Source organism: Zunongwangia atlantica 22II14-10F7 (genome assembly GCF_002094855.1).
Taxonomy (GTDB): Bacteria; Bacteroidota; Bacteroidia; order Flavobacteriales; family Flavobacteriaceae; genus Zunongwangia; species Zunongwangia atlantica.
Genome location: NZ_ARYN01000003.1, coordinates 147,737 through 170,737, shown reverse-complemented (window position 1 = coordinate 170,737; position 23,001 = coordinate 147,737). Strand labels below are relative to the sequence as shown.

Genomic DNA, 23,001 nt, shown 5'->3' with positions numbered 1-23,001 from the left:
ATTTTGGCGTATTTTGGACAGCTTTTTTATTTCTAATTTTTTGGGGTATGAATATGTGGGTAGTTTACGGGATTGGCTTTTTAGCGCAGTTATGCTTCTCTGCCCGTTTAATTACACAATGGTTTTTGTCTGAAAAGGCCAATAAAGTAAAAACCCCAACTATTTTCTGGCAGCTTAGTTTACTTGGCGCCATTCTTTTCTTTATTTACGGTTATATGCGCAAGGATTTGTCGATAATGATTGGCCAGGCGCTTATTTACTATTTCTATTTTAGAAATTTACAACTTCAAAATAAATGGAAACCTTCTAATATTTTCTTTAAAGCTGCAGTTATTTTATCGCCAATAGTTATAGCAGCTTATCTTATATTTTTTAGCAGCTTAGATTGGGGACGATTGTTTACAGGAGACAATATTGCTGTTTGGCTGGTAATTTTAGGTACTGTTGGCCAAATTATTTATACCGGAAGGTTTGTCTATCAATGGTGGTATTCAGAGCAGCGAGATAAAAGCAGCTTGCCCTGGGGTTTTTGGGTGATGAGTTTAACCGGTTCTGCAATTATTTTTACTTACGCCTGTTTTAGAACAGATCCTGTGTTATTATCTGCACATTTTTTTGGCGGAATCGTATATATTAGAAACCTGTTTTTAATTCATAAATCAAGAAAGCAGGCTAAAGCTTAATTTCTTCGGAAAGAACACTTCATTGATCGCAAAGCCAATTACCACGATATATTCTAAAGCCACCAGCCATAAATTTTCCTGAAATTCTGCATTTCCATAGGCACTATAACTCAAAATTGCCATAAAAGACCATACGATAGGAAATCGATATTTCGTAAATACTGAAAGTAAAAGCGGTGTCACAATATACCACGGGTGAACGGTTGTGGAAAGCAGAAAGTAAAAAGCAAGCGCAAAAATACAACCCGAAATTAGCGATTTTAAGCTATTGTTTTTTCTGAATATACTAAGGGTAAGGATAATGATAAAAGTAACAACAGGAAGGATTCTACCTGCATCTGCAATAATGTTGTAACCTTTAATTTGGAAGCCAATCCAGCGAACGATGTAGTAAATACTGGCGTTGAACTCGAATTTCTGAAACCAAAGTCCAACACTTTCAGAAAAATTATTTAAGAAAACCGAATTATAGAAAGGTAGAAAGCTTAAAATAACGCTAAGCAGGACAATAGCATAAAACCCAATAAGTTTTGCCCAATTTATCGATTTTAGATCGGTTATTTTTTCTGAAAACTGAGTTGCTACATGTCGATTTTCGCTATTTTCTGAATCATTTTTTTTAATGCTGAAAAACTTCAGAAAAAGCGGGAGGAACATAAGCGGAAGCAATTTTACTGAAATCGATAATCCCAAAATTATAGCTGAAATTATCCATTTTCGTTTCCATAGAAAATAAAAACTCAGCAGAATAAAAAAGCCCATCACACTTTCGAAATGTAGATTCCCGAAGCATTCGATAATCACAAAAGGATTCAGTATAAACCAGAAAATACAGTGTTCAGGTAAATCAAGTTTCTTTAAAAGTTTTCTTCCGAAGAAAAGAATTCCGACTTCTGCTAAAAGGATAAAAATCCTGAAAATAATTACCGAAAATAAAATACTATTCTGTGAAATCATGCCTGCAACAGCAAAGATCAGCTGATTTATAGGTGGATAATTTGTGTAATTAGAAGCACTTAAAGCGCCCATGCCACTCGCTAATTCCTGAGCCTGAGAAATGCTGCCAAAATGTGCCGATTCCATCAAGAGAACTGGAGTTGATAAATATGGGTTGATTCCGTTGGCTAACAATCTCCCGTCCCAAATAAAGCGATGAAAATCCTGGGATAAATCGGGTAAAGCAATAAAAAAGATGAGCCTGAAAATTAGAGCTGCACCTGCCAATAGCCAAAATCTTGTTTTTAAAAGCTGAATAATTTTAAAGCTCAGAAAAAACAAACCCGCATAAAGCATAAGCATTTTTGGGAAATCAGCACGATCTAAATCGTAAGCAAAACTCCAGTAAAAAGTAGCCGCCGTTAAAAATAAAAGCAACGGAATTTTATGGAATTTCAGAAATTGAAGCAAAGCAGCCGGAGATTTTAAGTGAGATTACGAAAATAGAGAAATAGATTTGAATGTCTTCAATAAATTCTCAAGAGGAGTCGTCTTCCTTTATCTGACGCTCAAGCTAGCAAGCTTTTTTCAGGGTCTCATTACAATGGTATTTTTTCAGTAAAGGATGAGATTCCGGATCAGGTCCGGTATGACAAAAACAACGAATTGAGACAAACTTCCCGATGTATTTAGACTCTACTAGTCTCCTGTCTATAATCTAATATCTCGCAGCGAAGTGGTCTAAAATCTAAGTCTTCGAAAAAATACTTTTAAAAGCCACAAAACCAAATCCGCCAAAAAGCATAAGGTGGAAAACAATTAATCCAAAGTCATTCAAAGCAAAAGCGCTGTACAAAGCGAATGCGAAGTAGAGGCAAAGCAAAGCTTCGATAAGAATGTTCGCAGAAAATTTATTGGATAAATATTTATTGCCTTTCCACGAATCTTTAAGCGTATTCACGTTAAATTTTGGTGTTCGGATAAACTCCGATTTTTTTCCAAAATGGCCTTCTAAAACCGCTAAAGAATTATGCACTGAAAATCCCATCGCTACCGCAAAAAAGGTAATGAACATCCCGATAAAACTAAAAAAAGATTTGATCCCTTTTCCGTAGATTTTGGTGTAGGGAACATAGTAACAGAAAAAGAAAATGATAGTGCTAATTCCAAAACCGGCAAGCACATTAAAATACCAGCTAAATGCAGGATTGTTATTTTTAATGTACAGCACGGGAACACTTAGAATCCCCAATAATAATACGATCAAAAACATACTGGAATTTAGCAAATGAAAAAATCCGTGAAATTTTGTGCCAAAAGAAACACTTGGATCTTTAACCAATCTTAGATAATTTTTTCTGAAATTTTCAGCAGCACCTTTATTCCATCGGAATTGCTGTGAGCGTGCTGCGCTTATTACCACGGGAAGTTCAGCGGGAGTTTGGACATCTTCCAGGTATTTGAATTTCCATTTTTTAAGCTGAGCGCGATAGCTAAGATCTAGATCTTCGGTAAGTGTGTCGCCGCTCCAATTTCCGGCATCCAGAATACATTCTTTGCGCCAAATCCCGGCCGTTCCATTAAAATTAATGAAGTGCCTACCAAAATTTCTTCCGGTTTGTTCTAATATAAAATGAAAATCTAAAGCAAAAGCCTGGATTTTTGTAAGCAGCGAGTAATCACGATTTAGATGTGCCCAACGCGTTTGTACAACGCCAATTTCAGAATCCTTAAAATAAGGAACCGTGTGTTGCAACCAATCTGGATTGGGCATAAAATCGGAATCAAAAATGGCGATAAATTCTCCTTTGGTGATTTTTAATCCTTCTTTTAGTGCGCCGGCTTTAAATCCGCTTCGGTTTTCCCGTTGGATATGCCGAATGTCAATTCCGCTTTTCTGAATTTCAGCAATAATTTCAGTAGTTTTTAAAATCGATTCGTCGGTAGAATCGTCCAAAACCTGGATTTCAAGTTTGTCTTTCGGGTAATCGATCTTAGCGATATTCCGCAGTAATCGTTCTACCACATACATTTCGTTGTACAGCGGCAATTGTATGGTCACTTTGGGGATTTCAGAAGGATTATTTAGATCGAACTTTTCAGCATTATCGACACTTTTCTTCGCTTTTAAGTAATTCAGCAATAATTGTAATTCTGAAATACTGTAAAAGAAGATCACCAGCAACGCCAGTGTGTATATTATGATAATCGCTAAATCCAATCTATTTTTTAATCTATTTAAAGCTATATTTAAATATCCAGCCCAAAATCTTTACGCCTGCAAAGATAGCGCCTTTTAGCGTTCCAGAAACTTTAGAGACACCAATCCTATTTTTGTAATGCACCGGTACTTCTACATACGTAAAATCCTGTTTTATGGCTTTAAGTTGCATTTCTACCGTCCAACCATAGGTTTTATCTTGCATGTTTAGCTGAAGCAGTTTCTCGTATTTTATCGCTCTAAAAGGACCAAGATCGGTAAATTTTGCCCCGAAAAATAAACGCATTAAAGTGGTAGCAAGCCAGTTTCCGAAGATCTGCGGAAGCGTCATCGAGCCATCTTCTCGCCATTTTTTTACTCGGGCACCAATCACCATATCCATATTTTTTTGCTGAATGGGCGCAATAATATTGGTTAATTCTGAAGGGTAATCGCTGTAATCGCCATCCAGAAATACAATGATTTCAGGTTTTTGAGGTTGATTAGCGATATAATCCAATCCTTTTAAACAAGCATAACCATAACCTTTGCGTTTTTCCTGAAGAACGGTCGCCCCGGCTGCTGAAGCATTTTTCTCGGTATCATCGGTCGAATTATTGCTTACCACAATAACTTCATCAACGATATTGGGGATTTCAGCAATAACTTTTGCAATCGAATCTGCTTCGTTATGGGCAGGGATAATAACTTTTATAAGGGGATTGTTATTCAATTGTGAGGCTTTAGTTTATTCAAAAATCGCAACGGCTCTAACAGGGGAACCCGTGCCACCGCGAATCTTCAAAGGTAGGGCGATAAATCTGAAACGCCCACGTCCCACCAGTTTATCCAGGTTGATCATATTTTCGTAATGCGTAAAAGATAATTCACCGCAGATGTTATGAACCTCTTTGTTGGAAATTCCGGGTACGCCGGGCGACATGGTTTCTACACCAAATGCAGCGATCTTTTGTTCACCAAGCCAGCGAGCAGCTTCTGCTGAAATTCCCGGGCCATTTGGCCAGTTTTCAGTATTAAAATGTTTTTGATAATGATGGGTACAAAACAATAAAGTATCGCCTTTCTTTAAGTCAAGATTCGATAATTTTAGTTGATTTTTTATTTCTTCTGAAGTAATGATCTCTTTTAATCCTTTGGCTGAAAAATCGAGACAAATCCCTTCAGTATAAAAAGTAGACAAAGACATAGTATCGATCGATTTTCCTTTATCCTCTTTACGCATATGGTTTAGCGCGTCTACATGCGTACCGGTGTGTTCACTCATCTTTAGAGCATAAACACTGGGAGTTGGGTTTTCAGGATTTTCGATGCCTTCCCATTCTTCGTGCGATGCATGCATTTTCATGCTTACCTGTGGCAAGACTTTGTAAACCGGCATGCCATCGTAAATCTCCTGACTAAGATCGATGATTTCCATTAGTTGCTTTTCTGATTTAAAAGATCCAATAGATCTACATCGTTCCCAAGTAAAACTTCATTTTCGTTGATTCTGCCTTCTGTTTTTCCGTTTTCTAATTTCAGAACACCACGAGGGCAAACCGCTGAACAGATTCCGCAGCCCACGCAACTAGAGCGTACGATGTTTTGTCCTTTTTGTGCGTAGGCTCTAACATCGATTCCCATCTCACAGTAAGCCGAGCAATTTCCGCAGCTAATGCATTGCCCACCATTGGTTGTAATTCTAAATTTTGAAAATAATTTTTGTTGCATCCCAAGAATCGCGGCCATTGGGCATCCAAATCTACACCACACTCGACTGCCAAAAATTGGGTAAAAACCAACACCAATCACTCCAGAAAAAGCTGCACCGATCAAAAAGCCATACCATTCACGGAGTTTATATGCCGGGAAGAAAAAAATATTCCAGTTTCCGCTGAAATAATTAATGCCAATAATCGCTAATATCACCACTAAATATCCAATCGCTCCGTATTTCGCATCTTTTTGGATCTGGTCGCGTTTAAAGATAATGATCAAGGCGAAAAGTAGTGTAAGAAAGCCTGCACTTCCCCAAAGAAATACATCTTTAGTTAACCAAAATCGATCTGAATTTTCACCAAGATAGGAATAGACTACGGCGATGGTCATTACGGTAACAAAAACCAATACACTGTGAATTACCCAACGTTCGATCTTCCAGGCTTTTTGAGATTTATCTGAAAGTTGTCTAAAAGGATCACCGGCAGTTTCAGCGAGACCACCGCAACCACAAACCCAGCTACAATACCAACGTTTTCCGTATTTGTAGGTAAGAATAGGGGTGATCACAAAGATCGAAACAATACCAAAAATAAGCATGGCCACACCTAAATTTCCGGCAGATAAAAATGAATCTAAGCGATAGCCGGCAAAAAGATCATAATTCAGTGGCCAAATAGTTGCCGGTGCAAAATAAGGTTTATTCAGTCGGGCAAGAATTTCAGGAATTAAAAACGCAAAACCTAACTGGAAAAACATCACCGAGCAGGTTCTAATGATCTCATAGCGATTATGGCGATATTTCAGGATAAATTTGAATCCGAAAATCCAGATCGCCACCGTGTATAAGGATCCGTATACAAACCATTGGCTGGCCGGTCCGCCATTAATAAATTTACTTAGCGGATCGAATAAGGCGATAATTCCGGTATTCGCGCCTTCGCTGTTTAATCCCAAATACTGCGGAAACCAATATAAAACGACGTAAAATAAGGTTAGTCCAATCCCAAGAATCCAGGCCCAAAAACCTTTACCACTTAAGGATTTAAACCAAACTCCGTCGTTTTTAATTCCGGCATGTTTTCCCCAATAGGCATCTACAGAGAAAATTACCGTACCTAGCGAGATCATTCCCAGCGATAAACTTAGAAATAAGCTTTTATTCGGAAAATTAAAATTTGCGATGGCAAGAACCAAGATCAATAAACCGGAAAGGCCAACAGCACTTGCTATTTTTTGAGTGGTGGAAATACTTTTTGGAGCATCCCCGGTGATAGACATATTATGTTCGATATTGCTCATATAGTTTATGCGTTTTGGAGATTTTTCTTGAAGCCTTCAAATATTTTTGCCTCATGCCGAGCATAAAATTCAGGATCAAAATTGGCCTGTTTTAGATTGGCAAGAACGTAATTGATTTCTCGCTCTTCAGTTAGCCAACGATCTAAAACTTCGTGTCGCATTCTAATTCCGAAGCTATTTATTCCTAAAAAAAGTTTCGTTTTTTTATCGAAACTTATCGTGATCGCTTTGGTGTTATCTTCATGCTGCCAATGAAAATGCTGTTCATTTTCTTTAGGTCTTGGCCAAACCCAACCGTAAGTTTGATATTCGATATCAAAGAATTTAGCCGAATTAAACCAATTCCCAGGATTATATTGAGATTTCTCTCCGGTAAGTGTTAGTGCTAAAGTTTCGCCCATCATGCGGCCGGTATACCAAACGGCTTCAACCGGTTTTCGCTGGTCAATGGCTTCTTGTTGTTCGGCACAATCGCCAATGGCATAAACATCGGGAATATTAGTTTCTAAATAAGAATTCACCAAAATTCCTTTATTTATCGCTAAATCTGAATCTTTTAAAAAATCAATATTTGGGCGTACACCGGCACAAAGTCCCACAAGTTGGCAATCGATTTGTTCGCCGGTTTTGGTGATTATAGAACTGACTTTCCCATGCTCATCTGGAATTATTTTGTCGAGTTCGGTTACTGTTCTTAGGTCAACGCCATTAGATTTAATATGTTCAGAAATCATATTCGCGTCTTCAAAAGGTAATACCGAATGCCAGAAAGCTTTTTCTCGAACTAGCATAGTGACTTCAATATTCCTGGTGCGAAGCATTTCTGCTAGCTCTACGCCAATTAATCCACCGCCAATAATGACTGCTTTTTTGCAGTTTTTCGTGTTTTTTTCGAGTAACTCTAAATCCTGTTTTGAAACCAATCCCTGCACTCCGTTTAGATCTTCACCTTCCCAACCAAATTTGTTAGGGATCGATCCCGTTGCTAGAATCAGTTTGTCGTAATTAAGTTTGTCGCCATTTTTAAAATGAAGTGTTTTTTCACTAAAATCGATTTGCTGTACCCAGCCATTTTTTAGATCGATTCGGTTTTTCTCCCAAAACCAGTCTTCGTAAGGTTTCAGGTGATCCCACTTCATGTGCCCCATGTACACATACATCAGCGCAGTACGAGAAAAAAAGTAATCACTTTCCGCAGAAATTACCGTGATCTTTTTATCCGATCGTTTGCGGATATGCCGTGCAGCGGTAATTCCAGAAATTCCGTTACCAAGAATAACGATGTGCTCCATGCTTTTGCAGATATTGCTTAATGATTTCTATTCGAAGTGCAATTTAAAAGTTAGTCGAAAATAAAGAAGTATCTTAACTTATAATGTCGAAAAGCAATTTTAAAATTGAGTATGTTTATTTAATTTTTTAGATAGATGCTGATTTTCTTTAATTTAAGCTTAAAAATAAGGTGGGTTCAATGAAATTTAATTTTTGGTTAATTGTTGCGGTTACTCTTTTTCATTGCAGCTGCCAGCCAGATTTCCCTAAATTAAAATATAACGGTTTAAGTTTGGTAGCTTCCCGAGATTCGTTAAAAATCGAGCATATTCTTCCGCTTAAAAATGTAAATGCGAATACCGTTGCCTTAATGCCTTTTGCATTTCTTCAGGATTTAAATAGTCCCGAGTTGCATTTTAATCACGAACGGCAATGGTGGGGAGAACGTGTAGATGGTGTCCAGCAAAATATCCAGGTACTTCAGGGAAATGGATTAAAAATCATGCTTAAACCTCAAATTTGGATCTGGCATGGCGAATTTACCGGGGATCTTAATATGACTTCAGAAGAACACTGGCAAACTTTCGAAAATAGCTATCTGGAATATATTTTATTGTATGCTGAACTGGCCGAAAAAGAACAAATTTCACTTTTTTGCATAGGAACCGAGCTTTATAATTTTACTGAAAAAAGACCTGAATTTTGGAAGAAGATGATCGCTGAAGTGCGCAAAGTTTATTCAGGAAAAATTACTTATGCTGAAAACTGGGATAAAGTAGACCGGTTTGAACTTTGGGACGAACTCGATTTTATTGGCGTAGATGCTTATTTCCCGATAAGTGAATCAAAAAATCCTACAGAAGCCGAATTGATCGCCGGATGGAAATCGCATAAAAAAATGCTTCAGCAATTATCTTCAGCATATAAAAAGCAGGTGATATTTACTGAATACGGCTACAGAAATATTGATTTTACAGCAAAAGAACCCTGGCAGGCTTCTACAAGAAGAAGAGGGGATAAGGTTCCTGAAAATCTAAATGAAGGATTACAGGCAAAGGCTTTACAGGTAATTTATGATGAATTTTGGCCAGAACACTGGTTTGCCGGCGGATTTCTCTGGAAATGGCATCACGATCACGAGCGTGCCGGCGGAAAACAAAACGATCGTTTTACTCCACAAAATAAACTGGCCGAAGAAACCGTAAAAGTGAATTACGGCAAGTATGTGAATTAAAGAGATTCGTTGGTTAGGATTGTTTATTTAAGTTCCAGTTGTAATCTCTAAAAGAAATATTATTCCAATTCTTCATTTTTACCTCGCTATAGCGATTTATGTATTCGCCAATAGTAATACTGCCGTTGGTAAAATCGCCACTATACCAGTCGAAAATTCTAGAAAGATGTGCAGATTCTGGTTTTATAAGATTCTTAGATGAATTTATAAAAGATCGGGTTGCAAATTCTAATTGCTCATTGATAGCCCCGGCGGTGTAGGCTTCGTTTAATAATCTTGGGCTGGAAATTGCAGCTTTACAAATCGCAAAATTAACTCGGGGTTCGTTCATTCTTCTTAGAATACTGTTTTCTAAGGCGCCCAGAGAAATTTGCTTTGTACCCATGCTAACAAATTCTTTAGTGGTTGCACCATCGATATTCTGAATGGTTTTTAAAGGATAATTATCCAGAACTATCTTTACGGTATTAGCATTGTAGGTGTTTATGTAATAAGCCAATTGTTCTTGAACAGACCAGGATTGATCTGGTTTATTTTCTGAAAGCATCTTGATGTATTTATCGAATGCTTTTCGATCTTTTTTGAGGCCTTCATAGTTTACTAGTCCTCTTTCATCTACATATTTTTGAAGCAAATTATGCCAGGTAGAATGATCAATATTAGTAGAAGTATTAGAAATCGTTGAAATTAACTCGCCTTTTACCTGTGTATGAGGTAAACCCTTACTGGAAAATCCAGCCGCTGAAAATAAGGCGCAGCTGCTTAAACCAATAGGGAAAATGGCCATTATCAATATTCGTTTAAGTAGGTTAAAATTTTTCATGCTGCGCAATTTTCAGTTTAAATTTGGTGTTTAGCAACACCCGCCACCATCGTAATGGAAGGTAGATTCGCTAATAAAAATATCATCTCGGCCTAGATCTTTTAATGCTTTTGCGGTTTTATCGCAAATCGCTAAAGGCTGATTTTTTAAAAGAACATGCCCTTTTTTATCATCAAAATGATCGTCTTCTCCATAATAGATCGCTGCTTTTCCGGTAAAGATACAAGGTCCGTCTTTTGGCATGGGATCTTTAATGGCGGCAACTTCTATAGATTCAATATAAATCAATTCGTTGGTTGGATAATGTTTTGGATCCAAAATTCTGTATGGTTTTCTGGCTCTAATTTCTATGGTTCCAAAGCCAACATCGGTTAAAGCTTTTACATAATCTTTAATAGGTAAACTTCCGCTAAGACATAAAGCTCTTAATCGTTCGTCATTTCTAAGCTCTTCATTCATTTCCTGCTCGCAGGTAGGATCGCTCATCACCAGTTTACCATGTGGTTTTAAAACACGGTACATTTCTTCAATTGCTTTTTTAAGATCTTCAGCTTTAAAAATATTGAACAGGCAATTTTGAGCAGCAACATCAACCGAATTATCTTCTACCGGAAGATGAAGCGCATCGCCATTTTTCAAATCCACAAAATCTGAGCTAAACCAATCATTTTGTTCTTCAGCAATTTTGAAGTTTTTTCTTGAAGCTTCCAACATTTCATCTACGGCATCGATCCCAATTACGCCATGTTTATGTCTTGAGAAATAAGCGAATTGTAATAATTCCATTCCGCCGCCAACACCAACATATAAAATACGCGGATTGTTAGAAAGATCACGTGCATGTACGGTGCTTCCGCAGCCATAATTCATTTCCTGCATGATCTTAGGGATCTTTAATCCCGGCAATTCCCAAATAGGATTTGTAGTACAGCAAAGCCCAACATCTGGTGTAAGTGCTGCATCTTTATAAACGTTTTTTGTGGTTTCTAAGTAACTGCTCATTTGTACTAAAGCGTTTTGATAAGTTCTCTAAAGAGAACGATCATTTGAGGTTCGGCTTTTTCAGCCATGGCAATGATCTCACTAATATCTACCGGTTTAAGATCGTCTGGATTTCCTTCATCTGTAATCACTGAAACTGCCGCAACCGGGATCTTTAAATGATTCGCTACAATAATTTCTGGAACCGTACTCATTCCCACAGCATCTGCTCCGGCGATCTTAAGGAAGCGATATTCAGCTCTGGTTTCTAATTGTGGCCCTAAAACTGAAGCGTATACTCCTTTATGTAGGTTGATATTGTTTGTTTTTGCGATCTTTTCTAATTCGGCATTCATGTCTGGATCGTAAGGTTGCGCCATATCCACAAATCGTTCCCCAAGTTGCGCTACGCCTTTAAAAGCTAATGGCGATCCTCCCTGAAAATTAAGATGATCGTCGATTAACATTAACTCTCCTTTTTTGTAATCCAGATTTATAGATCCTGCCGCGTTAGAAACCAATAATCTGTTTATTCCCAGTCTTTTCATTACTCTCACCGGGTAAGTCACGTCCTGCAAAGTATAACCTTCGTAAAGATGAAAACGCCCTTGCATTACCACTACCTTTTTGCCTTCAAGGCTTCCGTAGATCAATTTTCCTTTATGAAATTCTACCGTAGCAGTTGGAAAATATGGAATGTGATTATAACTGGCTTCGTGTTCGATATCTATTTCGTCTACAAGTTTTCCTAGTCCGGTTCCTAAAATAATTCCGATTTCTGGAGCCTCAAATCCTTTAGATTTTAGATAATCGGTTGATTCCTGAATTGCGTCTGTCATGGTCATGGTCGTTCTGTAAAAAATGGAATAAAAGCAGGATGATCTTTAATGTCTGAATATAGGTCTATATCATTCCGCTTTTGTAATAATTTATAATTTGATTTTGTAAGGTTGTTTAATGTATCCTGAAGTACCGTTGAGGTTCCCCAGTTTTTATTTTGAAAGAGATTTTCCTGAAGTTGGGTCATTCCCAATAAATAATAGCCACCATCTTCAGCCGGGCCAATCACTACTTCATTTTCGTTCAGCAATTCAAAAGCCTGCTCTAAATCTTCGGTTTTAATATCATAAAGATCAGATCCTATAATAACGATTTTCGAGTAACCCTCTTTAAAACCTTCAGCAAAAGCATTTTTCATTCGCTCACCCAGATCTTCGCCTTTTTGTTTTTTCTTCTGAAAAAGAGCATTATCCCATAAATCATTTTCTTTTATTTCTTCGGAATAATATACTGCTTTATTAGTGTTTAGCGGAGCGCAAATCTTTGCCGTATGCTCCAGCAAAAATTTATAAATATCTAATGCAGCCTGATCTCCTATATCTTTGGCAAGTCTGGTTTTTACTTTACCAAATTCGGGATTACGAGTAAAAATTAAAAGTAAGTTTTTTGAAGTATTTGTTTCTCTCAAAAAATCATATTTTGTATCTGAAAAGCTGATTTTTAATGCTTTTTACAAAGCCTTCAGATGTATTGCATTCCTAGCAATATACTATGATTATATGAAAATGTCGACTAATTTTTTGTGAAATTTATAAAGGCCGAGATTGTATATTATTCAACTTAATTTTTAGAAATTGAACTCGCTCGTTTTGCCAAGAAAAAGAAGCCGATTTTATACAATTTCAGGATTAAATTACATCAGAAAAGCTAGAAAATATTTCTTTAAAAAGAACTTGTAATTTGAGTGAAATTAGATCGTAGAACCCTGGCAACTACTTCCTGCACCGGCGGTACAGCCGTAGCAATGCTGAGAAATAATGATATTTCGATCATTTAGCAAATCTTCGTTGTACTCGCTAATGTGTTTTACTTTAGAATTCACCTTTAGATCCAACATTTGATTAAAATCACAATCATAAAGCCAGCCATCCCAACTAATCGAAATCGTATTGGTACACATTACATTTTCGACGGCAGCGGGATTGTAAGCATCTACCAAAGAATACATGTAATCTTCGTAATTTTCTGAAGCAATTAAATATTCCAAAAATCGGCTTATCGGAAGATTTGTGATCGCAAAAAGACTATTAAAATCGATATTGAAATCTTCTTTTAGCGCTTTCTTGAAATCATTTTCCATCGCTGCCTGGTTGGTAGGTAAAAATGCACCTGATGGATTATAAACCAGATCTAATTTGAGGTCGCTGCCCGGTTGTGCATAGCCTACTTCATTTAAAAGCTGCAGCGCTTTTATCGATTTATCGAAAACTCCGTTTCCGCGTTGTTTGTCTGTTTTCTCGCGCTTGTAAAAAGGTAGCGAAGAAACCACATGAACATTATGTTTCTTGAAGAAATCGGGTAGATCGTGATATTTTTTATTCGCTAAAATGATGGTAAGATTAGATCTTACGATAAAATCTTTGATCCCTGCTTTAGAAGCTTCTTCTACAAACCATCTAAAATTGGGATTCATTTCTGGCGCACCGCCAGTAAGATCTAAAGTATGCGCGCCGGTATTTTTAATAACTTCCAGGCATTGTTGCATGGTTTCTTTAGTCATTATTTCTTTACGATCTGGCCCGGCATCTACATGGCAATGCGAACAAACCTGGTTGCACATATAGCCAAGGTTTAGTTGCAATATTTCCAGCTTTTTAGGTTTAAGCGGGAAATGACCACTTTCTGCAATTTTATCTTTAAAAGTTGGAAGCTCTCCTTCTTCAAAAATTCCTTCACTTAATAATTCCAGTTGTCGTTGAGGGCTGGATAGATCGTCTTCTCTTGCTTTTAGGGATTTTAAAGACATATAAAAATATTGTACGCTGGTTTAGACGAAAAGATTAGCTTTGGTTTACATGCTAAGCTTTTTGTACTTATTCATCATTTGTACACCATGTACAAGAGTTGCGCCACTTTCTATGGCCGCACCGGCATGAACGGCTTCCATCATTTCTTCTTTGGTAATGCCTCGCTGCAAACCATCTTTAGTGTAGGCATCTATACAATAAGGACATTTTACCACGTGAGAAACTGCCAAAGCGATAAGTGATTTTTCACGGGCAGAAAGTGCTCCTTCTTCAAAAACTTTTCCGTAGTAATCAAAAAACTTTTTCCCAAGCTCTTCGCTCCATTCTGTAATTTCACCAAATTTCCTTAAGTCGGCCGGATCATAATATGTTTTAGACATAAATTGTTTTTAGGTAAAGATACAATTTATGTAATCCTATCTTTAAAAATTGACTTTAGATCTATAGAAACTGAAAAACTTTTGTAGCTGGAGTTTTTATTTTTTTAATAAATAAATGCTGAAAATTATACAATTTTAGCTTCAATTTTTAAACGAGTTTGTAGCAAACCGTTAAGCTGCTTGCTGTTAACGAAAGCCTGAAGAATTTGCTAGAATTATTCTAATTTAATTATATTAGTGCAAAGGCAAAACCTGGAGTTTAATTTATCGAATCTCAGCTATTTATTATTTAATCCTGTATGCCGCGCTACTAGCGGTATATAACGATGAATAACGTTTTTCACATAACTAATAGTTGATAACACACAACTTTAACTATCGTAAAGAAAAATTGACTTCAAATATTAATTTTACCAGTCGCAACGTTCGTTTAAACGTTTACAAATAGAAAATAAACAGGCAAAGAAGATGAGTCGTCTGTTTTAAAGAGCTGCAGATTTTATGAGAATAGACGTTAATACTTTACCTGTAAATGATATAATTAAAGACATCTCTAAATGTATTGATGCTCCAATAAAAAATGGGGCAGGGGAGCTTATTTTAGAGATTCCTTCAAGTATTGGCGAGGGTTATATTAGGGGATCCAGTTTTGATTCAGGTATTGGTATTGTAACATATAATTGTAAGTTTTACGAAGACATAGATATTCATTTTACGTTAAGTAGTGTACATCCTTTAAAATTTATATTCTGTTCTCAGGGAAGTGTAGATCATTGTTTTGAAGATTCTGAAACGGCAAATACCATCGATAGCTTTCAAAATATTATTGTGTCGAGTAGTGGTTACAGCGGGCATGTGCTAAGTTTTAAAAAAGATGTAGCCACGCATGTATCAAGTTTAGAGATTATACGCTCTATTTTTTCGAATCGTGATAATTACCAGTTTCAGGGAATAGAGCCAGAGCTTAAAGAGATTTTTAAAGATAAGATTTCTGAAAAGGAATTTTACTACCAGGGGAATTACAGTTTAAAGTCGGCAGATCTTATGGAAGAAATTGCCACTAAAGAATTTACAGGTTTTTTGCGTTCCATTTTTCTTGAAGGAAAAGCTTTTGAAATGTTAGTGGTGCAAATTGCCCAATATCAGGATGACGAAGCTGAAGATAAATTACCACAAATTCTTCGGAAGTCTGATATCGAAAAAGTAAACTATGTAGCAAAAAGGATTGAAGGCGATCTGGCAAGCAATCTTACCGTTGAAGCTTTAGCCAAGGAAGCAGGAACCAACGTTAATAAACTACAGGAAGGTTTTAAGTATATTTATGATCTTACAGTGAACAAATATATTCAGCATAGAAAATTAGAAGCAGCTAAAGAAATGCTGATGAATACCGATAAAAATATTTCTGAAATTGTTGTGGCTATTGGCTTAAATAATCGTAGTTATTTTTCTAAGATTTTTAAAGAAAAATATGGCGTTAGCCCAAAGTATTTCTTGAAGTCGAGTTCAAGACAGGATCAGGATTAATCCTGATCTCCATTTTTTAAAATCGCTTCTTTTGCTTCGTTAATATAGCTGCGGCCAATGGTGTAGCGGCTACCACCAATTTCAATACTATTTCCTTCTATCGCTTCAACTTTTGGAATAGCGATGGTGTAAGAGCGATGTATTCTTATAAATCGATCTTGTGGTAAACTTTCAGTAAAACTGCTTAAAGTTTGATGAACGATGTGCTTATCTGTAGCGGTGATAATTTTAATGTAATCTTTTAAACTTTCGATCACCAAAATATCATTCAGATAAATTTTTCGCATTCGTTTTTTATCAACTTTCACGAAAATATGTTCTGTTTCAGGAACCGATTTTGTAAGATTTTGGCTCTCATTTTTCAACTTTAAAGCTTTATTTACGGCCTTTAAAAATCGAGGAAAAGGGATGGGTTTTATTAAAAAATCGAGTATCTCTAATTCGTAGCCTTTTACAGCATATTCTTCGTGAGCTGTGGTAATAATCACATTGGGCTTATGGGGCAGACTTTCTAAAAAGCTATAACCATCTAAAAGAGGCATATTTACATCTAAAAAAAGTAAATCGACTTCGTTTTCCTGTAGATAATTCATACAATCTACTGCATTTGTAAAGGTCTCTTGTAGGGAGAGCTCTTTAATCTGTTCCACATAGTTTTTTATCACCTTTATTGCTAAAGGTTCATCATCAATTATGATACAGGAAAGACTCATTTTAGTTTTAGTTTTAATTCAATTAAAAATTGCCCGTTTTTTTCACCAATATCAAGTTGGTATTCTTCTTTGGTGTAGCCAAGTTCGAGGCGTTTTTTTACGTTTTTTATTCCAATTCCGCCAGAAGGCTTTAGTTTTTTAGGGAGCTTCATTTTACGTTTTTGGGACGTAGAGTTAGCGACTTCAAAGTAAAGAAAATCATCTTCAACTTTTAATTTTATCTTTACAAAAACATTCCCTATGTTTTCGTTTACCCCATGCTTAAAGGCATTTTCTACAAAAGGAATAAGAAGCATAGGTGATAATTGTTTTCCTAAAATATCTCCAGAAATTTCCATTTCTACATTTAAATTCTCGCCGTATCTAATACGTTCAAGATCCAGGTAGTTTTGGATACATAATATTTCTTTTTCCAGGCTTTGCCTTTTATTTTTTGTCTCGTAAAGTAAATAGCGCATTAGCTCAGAGAGTTTTAAGACTACATCTGGAGCTTTGTTCGATTTTTCCAGAGTTAACGCATAAATGTTATTTAAAGTATTAAAAAAGAAATGCGGAGAGATCTGAGATCGTAAGAATCTTAGCTCGGTTTCTAATTTAGATTGCTCTAGTTTTGCTGCTTTTTGGTTGGTAGAAATATAATCTATGGTGATTTTAATTGCGGTAACAAAAGAGATTACATATAACTCGCCTAACATCATCTGGATTACATAATTTGGTGTAAGCGAATGTGTTTCTGGTCCTTCTGGCCACACGTTATTACTAATTAAAAAATAGGTAAGCTCAAATTTGATGATTACCATGCAAAATATTGTAGCTATTAACGTAAGACTAAATAAAATAAATCGCCGTTTATAGATAAACGTTGGGATAAGAAAGTATATCGTAAAATAGCAAAGAAACATGTGTATGGGGAAACCTAAAAGATTTCCCTTAATCGATAATGGATAGTCTTCGTAATAGCTCCCCCATCTTAATGTGTTGAAAATAAAATAAATACCCCAAAATATGATATGGTGTAGGGTCTTGATTTCGTAATCTGCAAATCTAGGAAGTCTAAACAGGTTTTTTATGGATTTTGCCTTAGCCAATTTTTATATTTTTCTTAACTTTTTAGTTGTTTGTCCGTTCAGATATGTCATTGGTCTAATATCTTTTTAAGAGTTGATGAATATATAAATATTTAGCTTAGAAGTTGGGGTGACTCAACGATTAATCCGAAAAAACTACAATTATGGTAAAACGATTTTGCACAATAACTGCATCATTTTTACTCTTAATTTCCTGTAAAAAAGAGGGAGATGAAAATCTAAAAGAATCGCCAAAATCTGAAGATTTGGTAGGTGTCGTAAACCCTTTTATAGGAACTGGAGGTCATGGTCACACCTTTCCGGGAGCCAGCCGTCCATTTGGGATGGTGCAGGTAAGTCCAGATAACGGTACAAGTGGTTGGGACTGGTGTTCTGGATATCATTATTCAGATTCTCTGGTGGCAGGATTTAGTCATTTGCATTTATCAGGTACTGGTATTGGTGATCTTGCCGACCTTCTTTTTATGCCGGTGAATAAAAAAATCGATTTAACCAAAACTGTAAAGGAAAGAAACGATATACCTTATCTTTCTAAATATTCTCACGATAACGAAACTTCTAAACCTGGTTACTACCAGTTGTTTTTAGAAGATTTTGATGTTAATGTAGAGCTTACATCGTCTTTAAGAACAGGATATCATAATTATACTTTTGGAGAGGGCGAAGAGCAATCTGTAGTGATCGATCTTGGTTTTGCAATTAACTGGGACGAGCCAACAGAGACTGCTATAAAAATAGAAGACGAAACTACGATCACTGGTTACCGTCACAGCACAGGTTGGGCAAAAAATCAAAAAGTGTTTTTTGTAGCGAAATTCTCTAAGCCAATCATTAATTCTGAATTATATACTGAAGCTAAACTTTCTGAAGCATCTGAGGTTGAAGGGAAGAAAACTTCAGCACAATTATTCTTTGATACAGCAGATAAAAAACTTCAGGTTGCAGTAGCATTATCTTCAGTAAGTTTAGAGAATGCAAAAGAAAATCTGGATAGCGATGCTAATTTCAACTTTGAAGAAATTAAAACCGAATCTAAAGAAACCTGGAATGAAGCACTTTCAGATATTGTTGTAGAAACTCCAATAGATTCATTAAAAGAGATTTTCTATACTGCTCTTTATCACACTAAATTATCTCCAGTAACATTTAGTGATAAAAATGGCGAATTTCGATTACAAAACGATAGTATTTCCAGCGCTGATGGCACAACTTATTCTACGCTTTCACTTTGGGATACTTTTAGAGCAGAAAACCCATTATTAACGATCACAGATCCAGATAAAGTTCCAGATATTATCAATTCTATGCTTGCGTATTATGATGAGAGCGGGACTTTACCAGTTTGGACGCTTTATGGAAACGAGACTAATACCATGACAGGTTACCATTCTATTCCTGTAATTGCAGAAGCTTATTTCAAAGGAATAAAGGGTTTTGATCCCGAGCGTGCTTTTGAGGCTTTAAAATCTACAATGATGCAAGATCAACGTGGGCTTAAAGAACTTAGAGAGTATGGTTATATTCCTTTCGATCTAGGAAACGAATCTGTAACCAGTACTTTAGAATATGCTTATAACGATTGGTGTGTGGCGCAAATGGCTAAAGCCTTAGATAAGCAGGAAGATTACGAGTATTTTTCGAAGCGAGCAGAATCCTTCAAAAAACTTTTTGATCCTGAAACAGGATTTATGCGAGGAAAATCGGCTAAAGGAGAATGGCATTTACCTTTCGATCCTAAGCATTCGCAACATCGTGTAAATACAGATTATACTGAAGGGAATGCATGGCAACACAGCTGGTTTGTACTTCACGATCCAGAAGGCTTAATTGAACTTCATGGAGGAGCCGAGCCATTTACTGAAAAATTAGAACAGCTTTTTAACGAAAGTTCAGAAATTACAGGAGAGCATACTTCCGCAGATATTTCAGGCTTAATTGGGCAATATGCACATGGTAACGAGCCAAGTCACCATATTGCTTATTTATTTAATAAAGCAGGTAAGCCGTGGAGAACTCAATATTATGTTCATGATATTTTAAATTCTCAGTATAATACAACGCCAAACGGACTTTCAGGTAACGAAGATGCAGGACAAATGTCTGCATGGTACGTTTTAAGTTCTATGGGATTATATCCTTTTAGCCCTGCAAGTGCGACCTACGAAATTGGTACACCAATTTTCGAAAAGTCTACGATCAAGCTTAAGGATGGTGGTACGTTTGTGATCACTGCTGAAAATGTTTCTCCAGAAAATTTCTATATCCAGTCAGCCAAACTTAACGGAGAAGAATTTAATACTACTACAATTTCTCATGAACAAATACTTGCGGGTGGATCTTTAGAATTTGTAATGGGAAGCGAACCGAATAAAAACTGGGGTGTAGCCAAAAAATAAGCAGAATTAATGCATATAGTAGATGTAATTATAATTGTCCTTTATATCATTTTAACCCTGGGCGTTGGCGTTTGGGTGTCTAAAAAAGCCAGCGAAGGTTTAGATTCTTACTTTTTAGGAGGAAAGACCATAAAATGGTATTACCTGGGATTAAGTAATGGTTCTGGGATGTTCGATGTATCGGGTACCGCCTGGATGGTTGGAATCCTATTTTTATACGGGGTAAAAAGTTTCATGTTTATGTGGATGTGGCCCATCTGGAACCAGGTTTTTGTAATGATGTTCCTGGCCGTTTGGATTAGACGTTCAAAAGTAATGACGGGATCTGAGTGGATTTTAACTCGGTTTGGTGATGATAAAGCAGGACGAGCTTCACATTTAATCGTAGCTATTTTTGCAGTAGTTGCTTCTATAGGTTTTATCGCTTATTTCTTTGAAGGTGCCGGTAAGTTTATGACGGTAATTCTTCCTTGGGATGCAAGCCTTACTATTGCTGAAACAACGCTGCTAAATTCAGAGCAAACCTATGCCTTACTTATTATATTTTTTACCACGATTTATACCATTAAAGGAGGAATGTTCTCTGTGGTAACCACAGAGGTTTTACAATATTTAATTATGGTACTTGCCGGGATTTTAGTGGCAGGTTATACATTTTACGCATTTACTGATGTCGAGGTAAATACTTTAATTCCTAAAGAATGGAAAAATGTTTTCTTCGGAAATGAACTTACCGGCTTCTGGTCTGGAGATTACGAAGAGTTTAACCGACTTATAGATACACAGGGGTATAAAATGTTTGGTGCTTTTATTGGAATGACGCTTTTTAAAGGTTTCTTTTCGAGTGTAGCAGGACCAACTCCGGGTTACGATATGCAGCGAATTCTTTCTACCAGAAATGTAAAAGATGCAGCGTATATGAGTGGATTTACAAATCTGGTTTTGTTTATTCCTCGTTATCTTTTAATTGGTGGTATCGTATTGATTGGGCTTGTTTTCATAGCGCCTCAAATGCTTGAAGCTGGAGCGGTAACCGGTAACGATCTTGAAGTAATTTTACCAAAAGTAATCAATAATCACGTTCCGGTTGGGATTAAAGGATTATTGCTGGCAGGATTATTAGCCGCGTTTATGTCTACATTTTCTGCTTTTGTAAATGCAGGGCCAGCTTATATCGTAAATGATATTTATAAGAAATATTTTAAGCCAGTAGCTTCAGACAGGCATTATGTAAAAGCGAGTCATATTGCTTCTTTTGGTGTAGTTACCCTGGGAGTTATTATGGGCTTTTTTGCAGATTCTATAAACTCGATTACGCTTTGGATCACTAGTGCACTTTATGGTGGCTATGTTGCCGCAAACTTTTTAAAATGGGTTTGGTGGCGTTTTAATGGCTGGGGATATTTTTGGGGAATGTTAGCAGGTTTAATTATCGCAACGCTTCAGTTTTTCTTAGATCAGAATAAAGCGAATTTAGAAGCAGGTACTTTACTGCATGACCTTTCAGAAATTCCGGCGATCTATTTATTTCCTATAATTCTTGGATTCTCGCTATTAGGTTCTTTGTTAGGAACTTTCTTAACCAAGCCTACAGATATGGCAACATTAAAATCATTTTACACTAATGTACATCCCTGGGGCTGGTGGAAGCCGGTTAGAGATCATTATTCCGAAGAAAAAATAGAAAAAAACAATGATTTTTGGCTGGATATGTTCAATTGTATTATTGGGATTATCTGGCAATCGAGCATGATCTTATTGCCAATATTTTTGGTAGTGAGAGACTATAGCAAAACATGGATGGCTGTGGCCGTTTTTGTGTTAACCAGTTTAATACTGAAGTTTACCTGGCTGGATAAAGTGAAAAATCTGGAAACCAGTGAAGACGATATTTAATAAATAAAGAAGTAACCTGATTAATTATTAGGATTAAAATAATAAAAATCTCGATTTTCGAGTAAAATAAAGAAGATGATGAAGAATATACCTTGGCAGGATAAACCTGAGAATTGTACAGATGTACTTTGGAGACATAGCGAAAACCCTATTATCGATCGATATGCTATACCAACTTCTAACAGTATTTTTAATAGTGCTGTAGTTCCTTTTGAAGATGGATTTGCCGGGGTTTTTAGATGTGATAACAAAGCCGTGCAAATGAATATTTTTGCTGGTTTTAGTAAAGATGGTATCAATTGGGATATTAACCACGAGCCAATCGAAATGCAGGCCGGTAATACCCAAATGATCGATTCAGATTATAAATATGATCCTCGTGTTACCTTCATCGAAGATCGTTATTGGATTACCTGGTGTAATGGATATCACGGCCCTACCATTGGTATCGCTTACACTTTCGATTTTAAAGAATTTTTTCAGTGTGAAAACGCTTTTTTGCCCTTTAACAGAAACGGAGTTTTGTTCCCTACAAAGATCAACGGTAAATATGCAATGTTAAGTCGCCCTAGCGATAATGGCCATACGCCATTTGGTGATATTTACATTAGCTACAGCCCAGATATGAAATACTGGGGTGAACATCGTTGTGTAATGAAAGTTGCTCCGTTTGAACAAAGTGCATGGCAATGCACTAAGATCGGTGCTGGCCCGGTGCCGATTTTAACAGATGAAGGTTGGTTGTTATTCTATCACGGTGTTATCGCCACCTGTAATGGATTTAGATATTCGGTAGGTGCTGCCATTTTAGATAAAAACGAACCCGATAAAGTAAAATACCGTTCACAGCCTTACTTATTAGCTCCGGCTGAACTTTATGAAATGACAGGAGATGTGCCAAATGTAGTTTTTCCTTGTGCGGCATTGCATTCGCATGAAGAGGATAAGTTAGCTTTGTATTACGGCGCAGCAGATACCTGCACAGGCGTTGCTTATGGTAAAATTAGCGAAGTAGTAGACTTTGTAAAAAATAACAGCTTATAA

20 protein-coding genes are annotated in these 23,001 nt (G+C 36.6%); 6 read left to right on the top strand and 14 right to left on the bottom strand.

Features of this window, described 5'->3' with window-relative positions; genetic code table 11:
- Nucleotides 1–47: 47 nt before the first annotated feature.
- Entirely contained in the window at nt 48–683 is a 636-nt protein-coding gene (locus IIF7_RS04360; RefSeq protein WP_176218892.1) for a lipid-A-disaccharide synthase N-terminal domain-containing protein, read from the top strand.
- On the opposite strand, the gene mptB is transcribed toward IIF7_RS04360, so the two are convergent.
- The 6 genes from mptB to IIF7_RS04330 form a co-directional block, all read right to left on the bottom strand.
- Entirely contained in the window at nt 660–2,090 is a 1,431-nt protein-coding gene (gene mptB, locus IIF7_RS04355; RefSeq protein WP_084840456.1) for a polyprenol phosphomannose-dependent alpha 1,6 mannosyltransferase MptB, read from the bottom strand. The two genes, IIF7_RS04360 and mptB, sit on opposite strands and share 24 nt — an antisense overlap.
- Nucleotides 2,091–2,367: 277 nt before the next feature.
- On the bottom strand, nt 2,368–3,840 hold the full coding sequence (locus IIF7_RS04350) for a cellulose synthase family protein (RefSeq protein ID WP_084840455.1): 1,473 nt from the start codon (nt 3,838–3,840) through the stop codon (nt 2,368–2,370).
- 13 nt (nt 3,841–3,853) lie between these two features.
- Nucleotides 3,854–4,552, bottom strand: a complete 699-nt coding sequence (locus tag IIF7_RS04345) for a glycosyltransferase family 2 protein (RefSeq protein ID WP_084840454.1) — start codon at nt 4,550–4,552, stop codon at nt 3,854–3,856.
- Nucleotides 4,553–4,567: 15 nt separating this feature from the next.
- Nucleotides 4,568–5,257, bottom strand: coding sequence for a cyclase family protein (locus tag IIF7_RS04340; protein ID WP_084840453.1), 690 nt, complete (start codon nt 5,255–5,257; stop codon nt 4,568–4,570).
- Complete coding sequence (locus IIF7_RS04335; protein WP_084840452.1) at nt 5,257–6,840, bottom strand: 4Fe-4S binding protein; 1,584 nt, start codon at nt 6,838–6,840, stop codon at nt 5,257–5,259. Before IIF7_RS04335 ends, IIF7_RS04340 begins: the two co-directional genes overlap by 1 nt.
- A gap of 5 nt (nt 6,841–6,845) precedes the next feature.
- On the bottom strand, nt 6,846–8,132 hold the full coding sequence (locus IIF7_RS04330) for an NAD(P)/FAD-dependent oxidoreductase (protein WP_084840451.1): 1,287 nt from the start codon (nt 8,130–8,132) through the stop codon (nt 6,846–6,848).
- A 179-nt stretch (nt 8,133–8,311) separates the two neighbouring features.
- Between IIF7_RS04330 and IIF7_RS04325 the strand changes: the two genes are divergently transcribed.
- Nucleotides 8,312–9,346: a glycoside hydrolase family 113 gene (locus tag IIF7_RS04325; protein WP_084840450.1), complete on the top strand. Its 1,035-nt coding sequence runs from the start codon at nt 8,312–8,314 to the stop codon at nt 9,344–9,346.
- 13 nt (nt 9,347–9,359) lie between these two features.
- Here the strand turns inward: IIF7_RS04325 and IIF7_RS04320 are convergent, their stop codons facing one another.
- From IIF7_RS04320 to IIF7_RS04295, 6 genes are all read right to left on the bottom strand, one after another.
- The gene (locus IIF7_RS04320) at nt 9,360–10,169 is read right to left on the bottom strand and encodes a DUF547 domain-containing protein (protein ID WP_245801519.1); all 810 of its coding nucleotides are present in this window, start codon (nt 10,167–10,169) and stop codon (nt 9,360–9,362) included.
- A gap of 30 nt (nt 10,170–10,199) precedes the next feature.
- Entirely contained in the window at nt 10,200–11,171 is a 972-nt protein-coding gene (gene arsM, locus IIF7_RS04315) for an arsenosugar biosynthesis arsenite methyltransferase ArsM (RefSeq protein WP_084840448.1), read from the bottom strand.
- Between the two features lie 5 nt (nt 11,172–11,176).
- The gene (locus IIF7_RS04310; RefSeq protein ID WP_084840447.1) at nt 11,177–11,989 is read right to left on the bottom strand and encodes a purine-nucleoside phosphorylase; all 813 of its coding nucleotides are present in this window, start codon (nt 11,987–11,989) and stop codon (nt 11,177–11,179) included.
- A 2-nt stretch (nt 11,990–11,991) separates the two neighbouring features.
- Nucleotides 11,992–12,618 (bottom strand): TIGR04282 family arsenosugar biosynthesis glycosyltransferase, encoded by a 627-nt coding sequence (locus IIF7_RS04305; RefSeq protein ID WP_084840446.1) that lies wholly within the window; start codon nt 12,616–12,618, stop codon nt 11,992–11,994.
- Nucleotides 12,619–12,900: 282 nt separating this feature from the next.
- Complete coding sequence (arsS, locus tag IIF7_RS04300) at nt 12,901–13,956, bottom strand: arsenosugar biosynthesis radical SAM (seleno)protein ArsS (RefSeq protein ID WP_084840445.1); 1,056 nt, start codon at nt 13,954–13,956, stop codon at nt 12,901–12,903.
- Nucleotides 13,957–14,001: 45 nt separating this feature from the next.
- Nucleotides 14,002–14,337 (bottom strand): arsenosugar biosynthesis-associated peroxidase-like protein, encoded by a 336-nt coding sequence (locus tag IIF7_RS04295; protein WP_013073569.1) that lies wholly within the window; start codon nt 14,335–14,337, stop codon nt 14,002–14,004.
- Nucleotides 14,338–14,838: 501 nt separating this feature from the next.
- Here IIF7_RS04295 and IIF7_RS04290 point away from each other — a divergent pair.
- A complete protein-coding gene (locus tag IIF7_RS04290) occupies nt 14,839–15,864 on the top strand; it encodes a helix-turn-helix domain-containing protein (protein WP_084840444.1) in 1,026 nt (341 codons plus the stop codon).
- Here IIF7_RS04290 and IIF7_RS04285 read toward each other — a convergent pair.
- Both IIF7_RS04285 and IIF7_RS04280 read right to left on the bottom strand, forming a co-directional pair.
- Entirely contained in the window at nt 15,861–16,577 is a 717-nt protein-coding gene (locus tag IIF7_RS04285; protein WP_084840443.1) for a LytR/AlgR family response regulator transcription factor, read from the bottom strand. The two genes, IIF7_RS04290 and IIF7_RS04285, sit on opposite strands and share 4 nt — an antisense overlap.
- A complete protein-coding gene (locus IIF7_RS04280) occupies nt 16,574–17,665 on the bottom strand; it encodes a sensor histidine kinase (protein WP_245801518.1) in 1,092 nt (363 codons plus the stop codon). Before IIF7_RS04280 ends, IIF7_RS04285 begins: the two co-directional genes overlap by 4 nt.
- Nucleotides 17,666–17,805: 140 nt before the next feature.
- On the opposite strand from IIF7_RS04280, the gene IIF7_RS04275 reads away from it, so the two are divergent.
- From IIF7_RS04275 to IIF7_RS04265, 3 genes are all read left to right on the top strand, one after another.
- The gene (locus IIF7_RS04275) at nt 17,806–20,061 is read left to right on the top strand and encodes a GH92 family glycosyl hydrolase (protein WP_386274394.1); all 2,256 of its coding nucleotides are present in this window, start codon (nt 17,806–17,808) and stop codon (nt 20,059–20,061) included.
- A gap of 9 nt (nt 20,062–20,070) precedes the next feature.
- Complete coding sequence (locus IIF7_RS04270) at nt 20,071–21,957, top strand: sodium:solute symporter family protein (protein ID WP_084840440.1); 1,887 nt, start codon at nt 20,071–20,073, stop codon at nt 21,955–21,957.
- A 78-nt stretch (nt 21,958–22,035) separates the two neighbouring features.
- Nucleotides 22,036–23,001 (top strand): glycoside hydrolase family 130 protein, encoded by a 966-nt coding sequence (locus IIF7_RS04265; RefSeq protein ID WP_084840439.1) that lies wholly within the window; start codon nt 22,036–22,038, stop codon nt 22,999–23,001.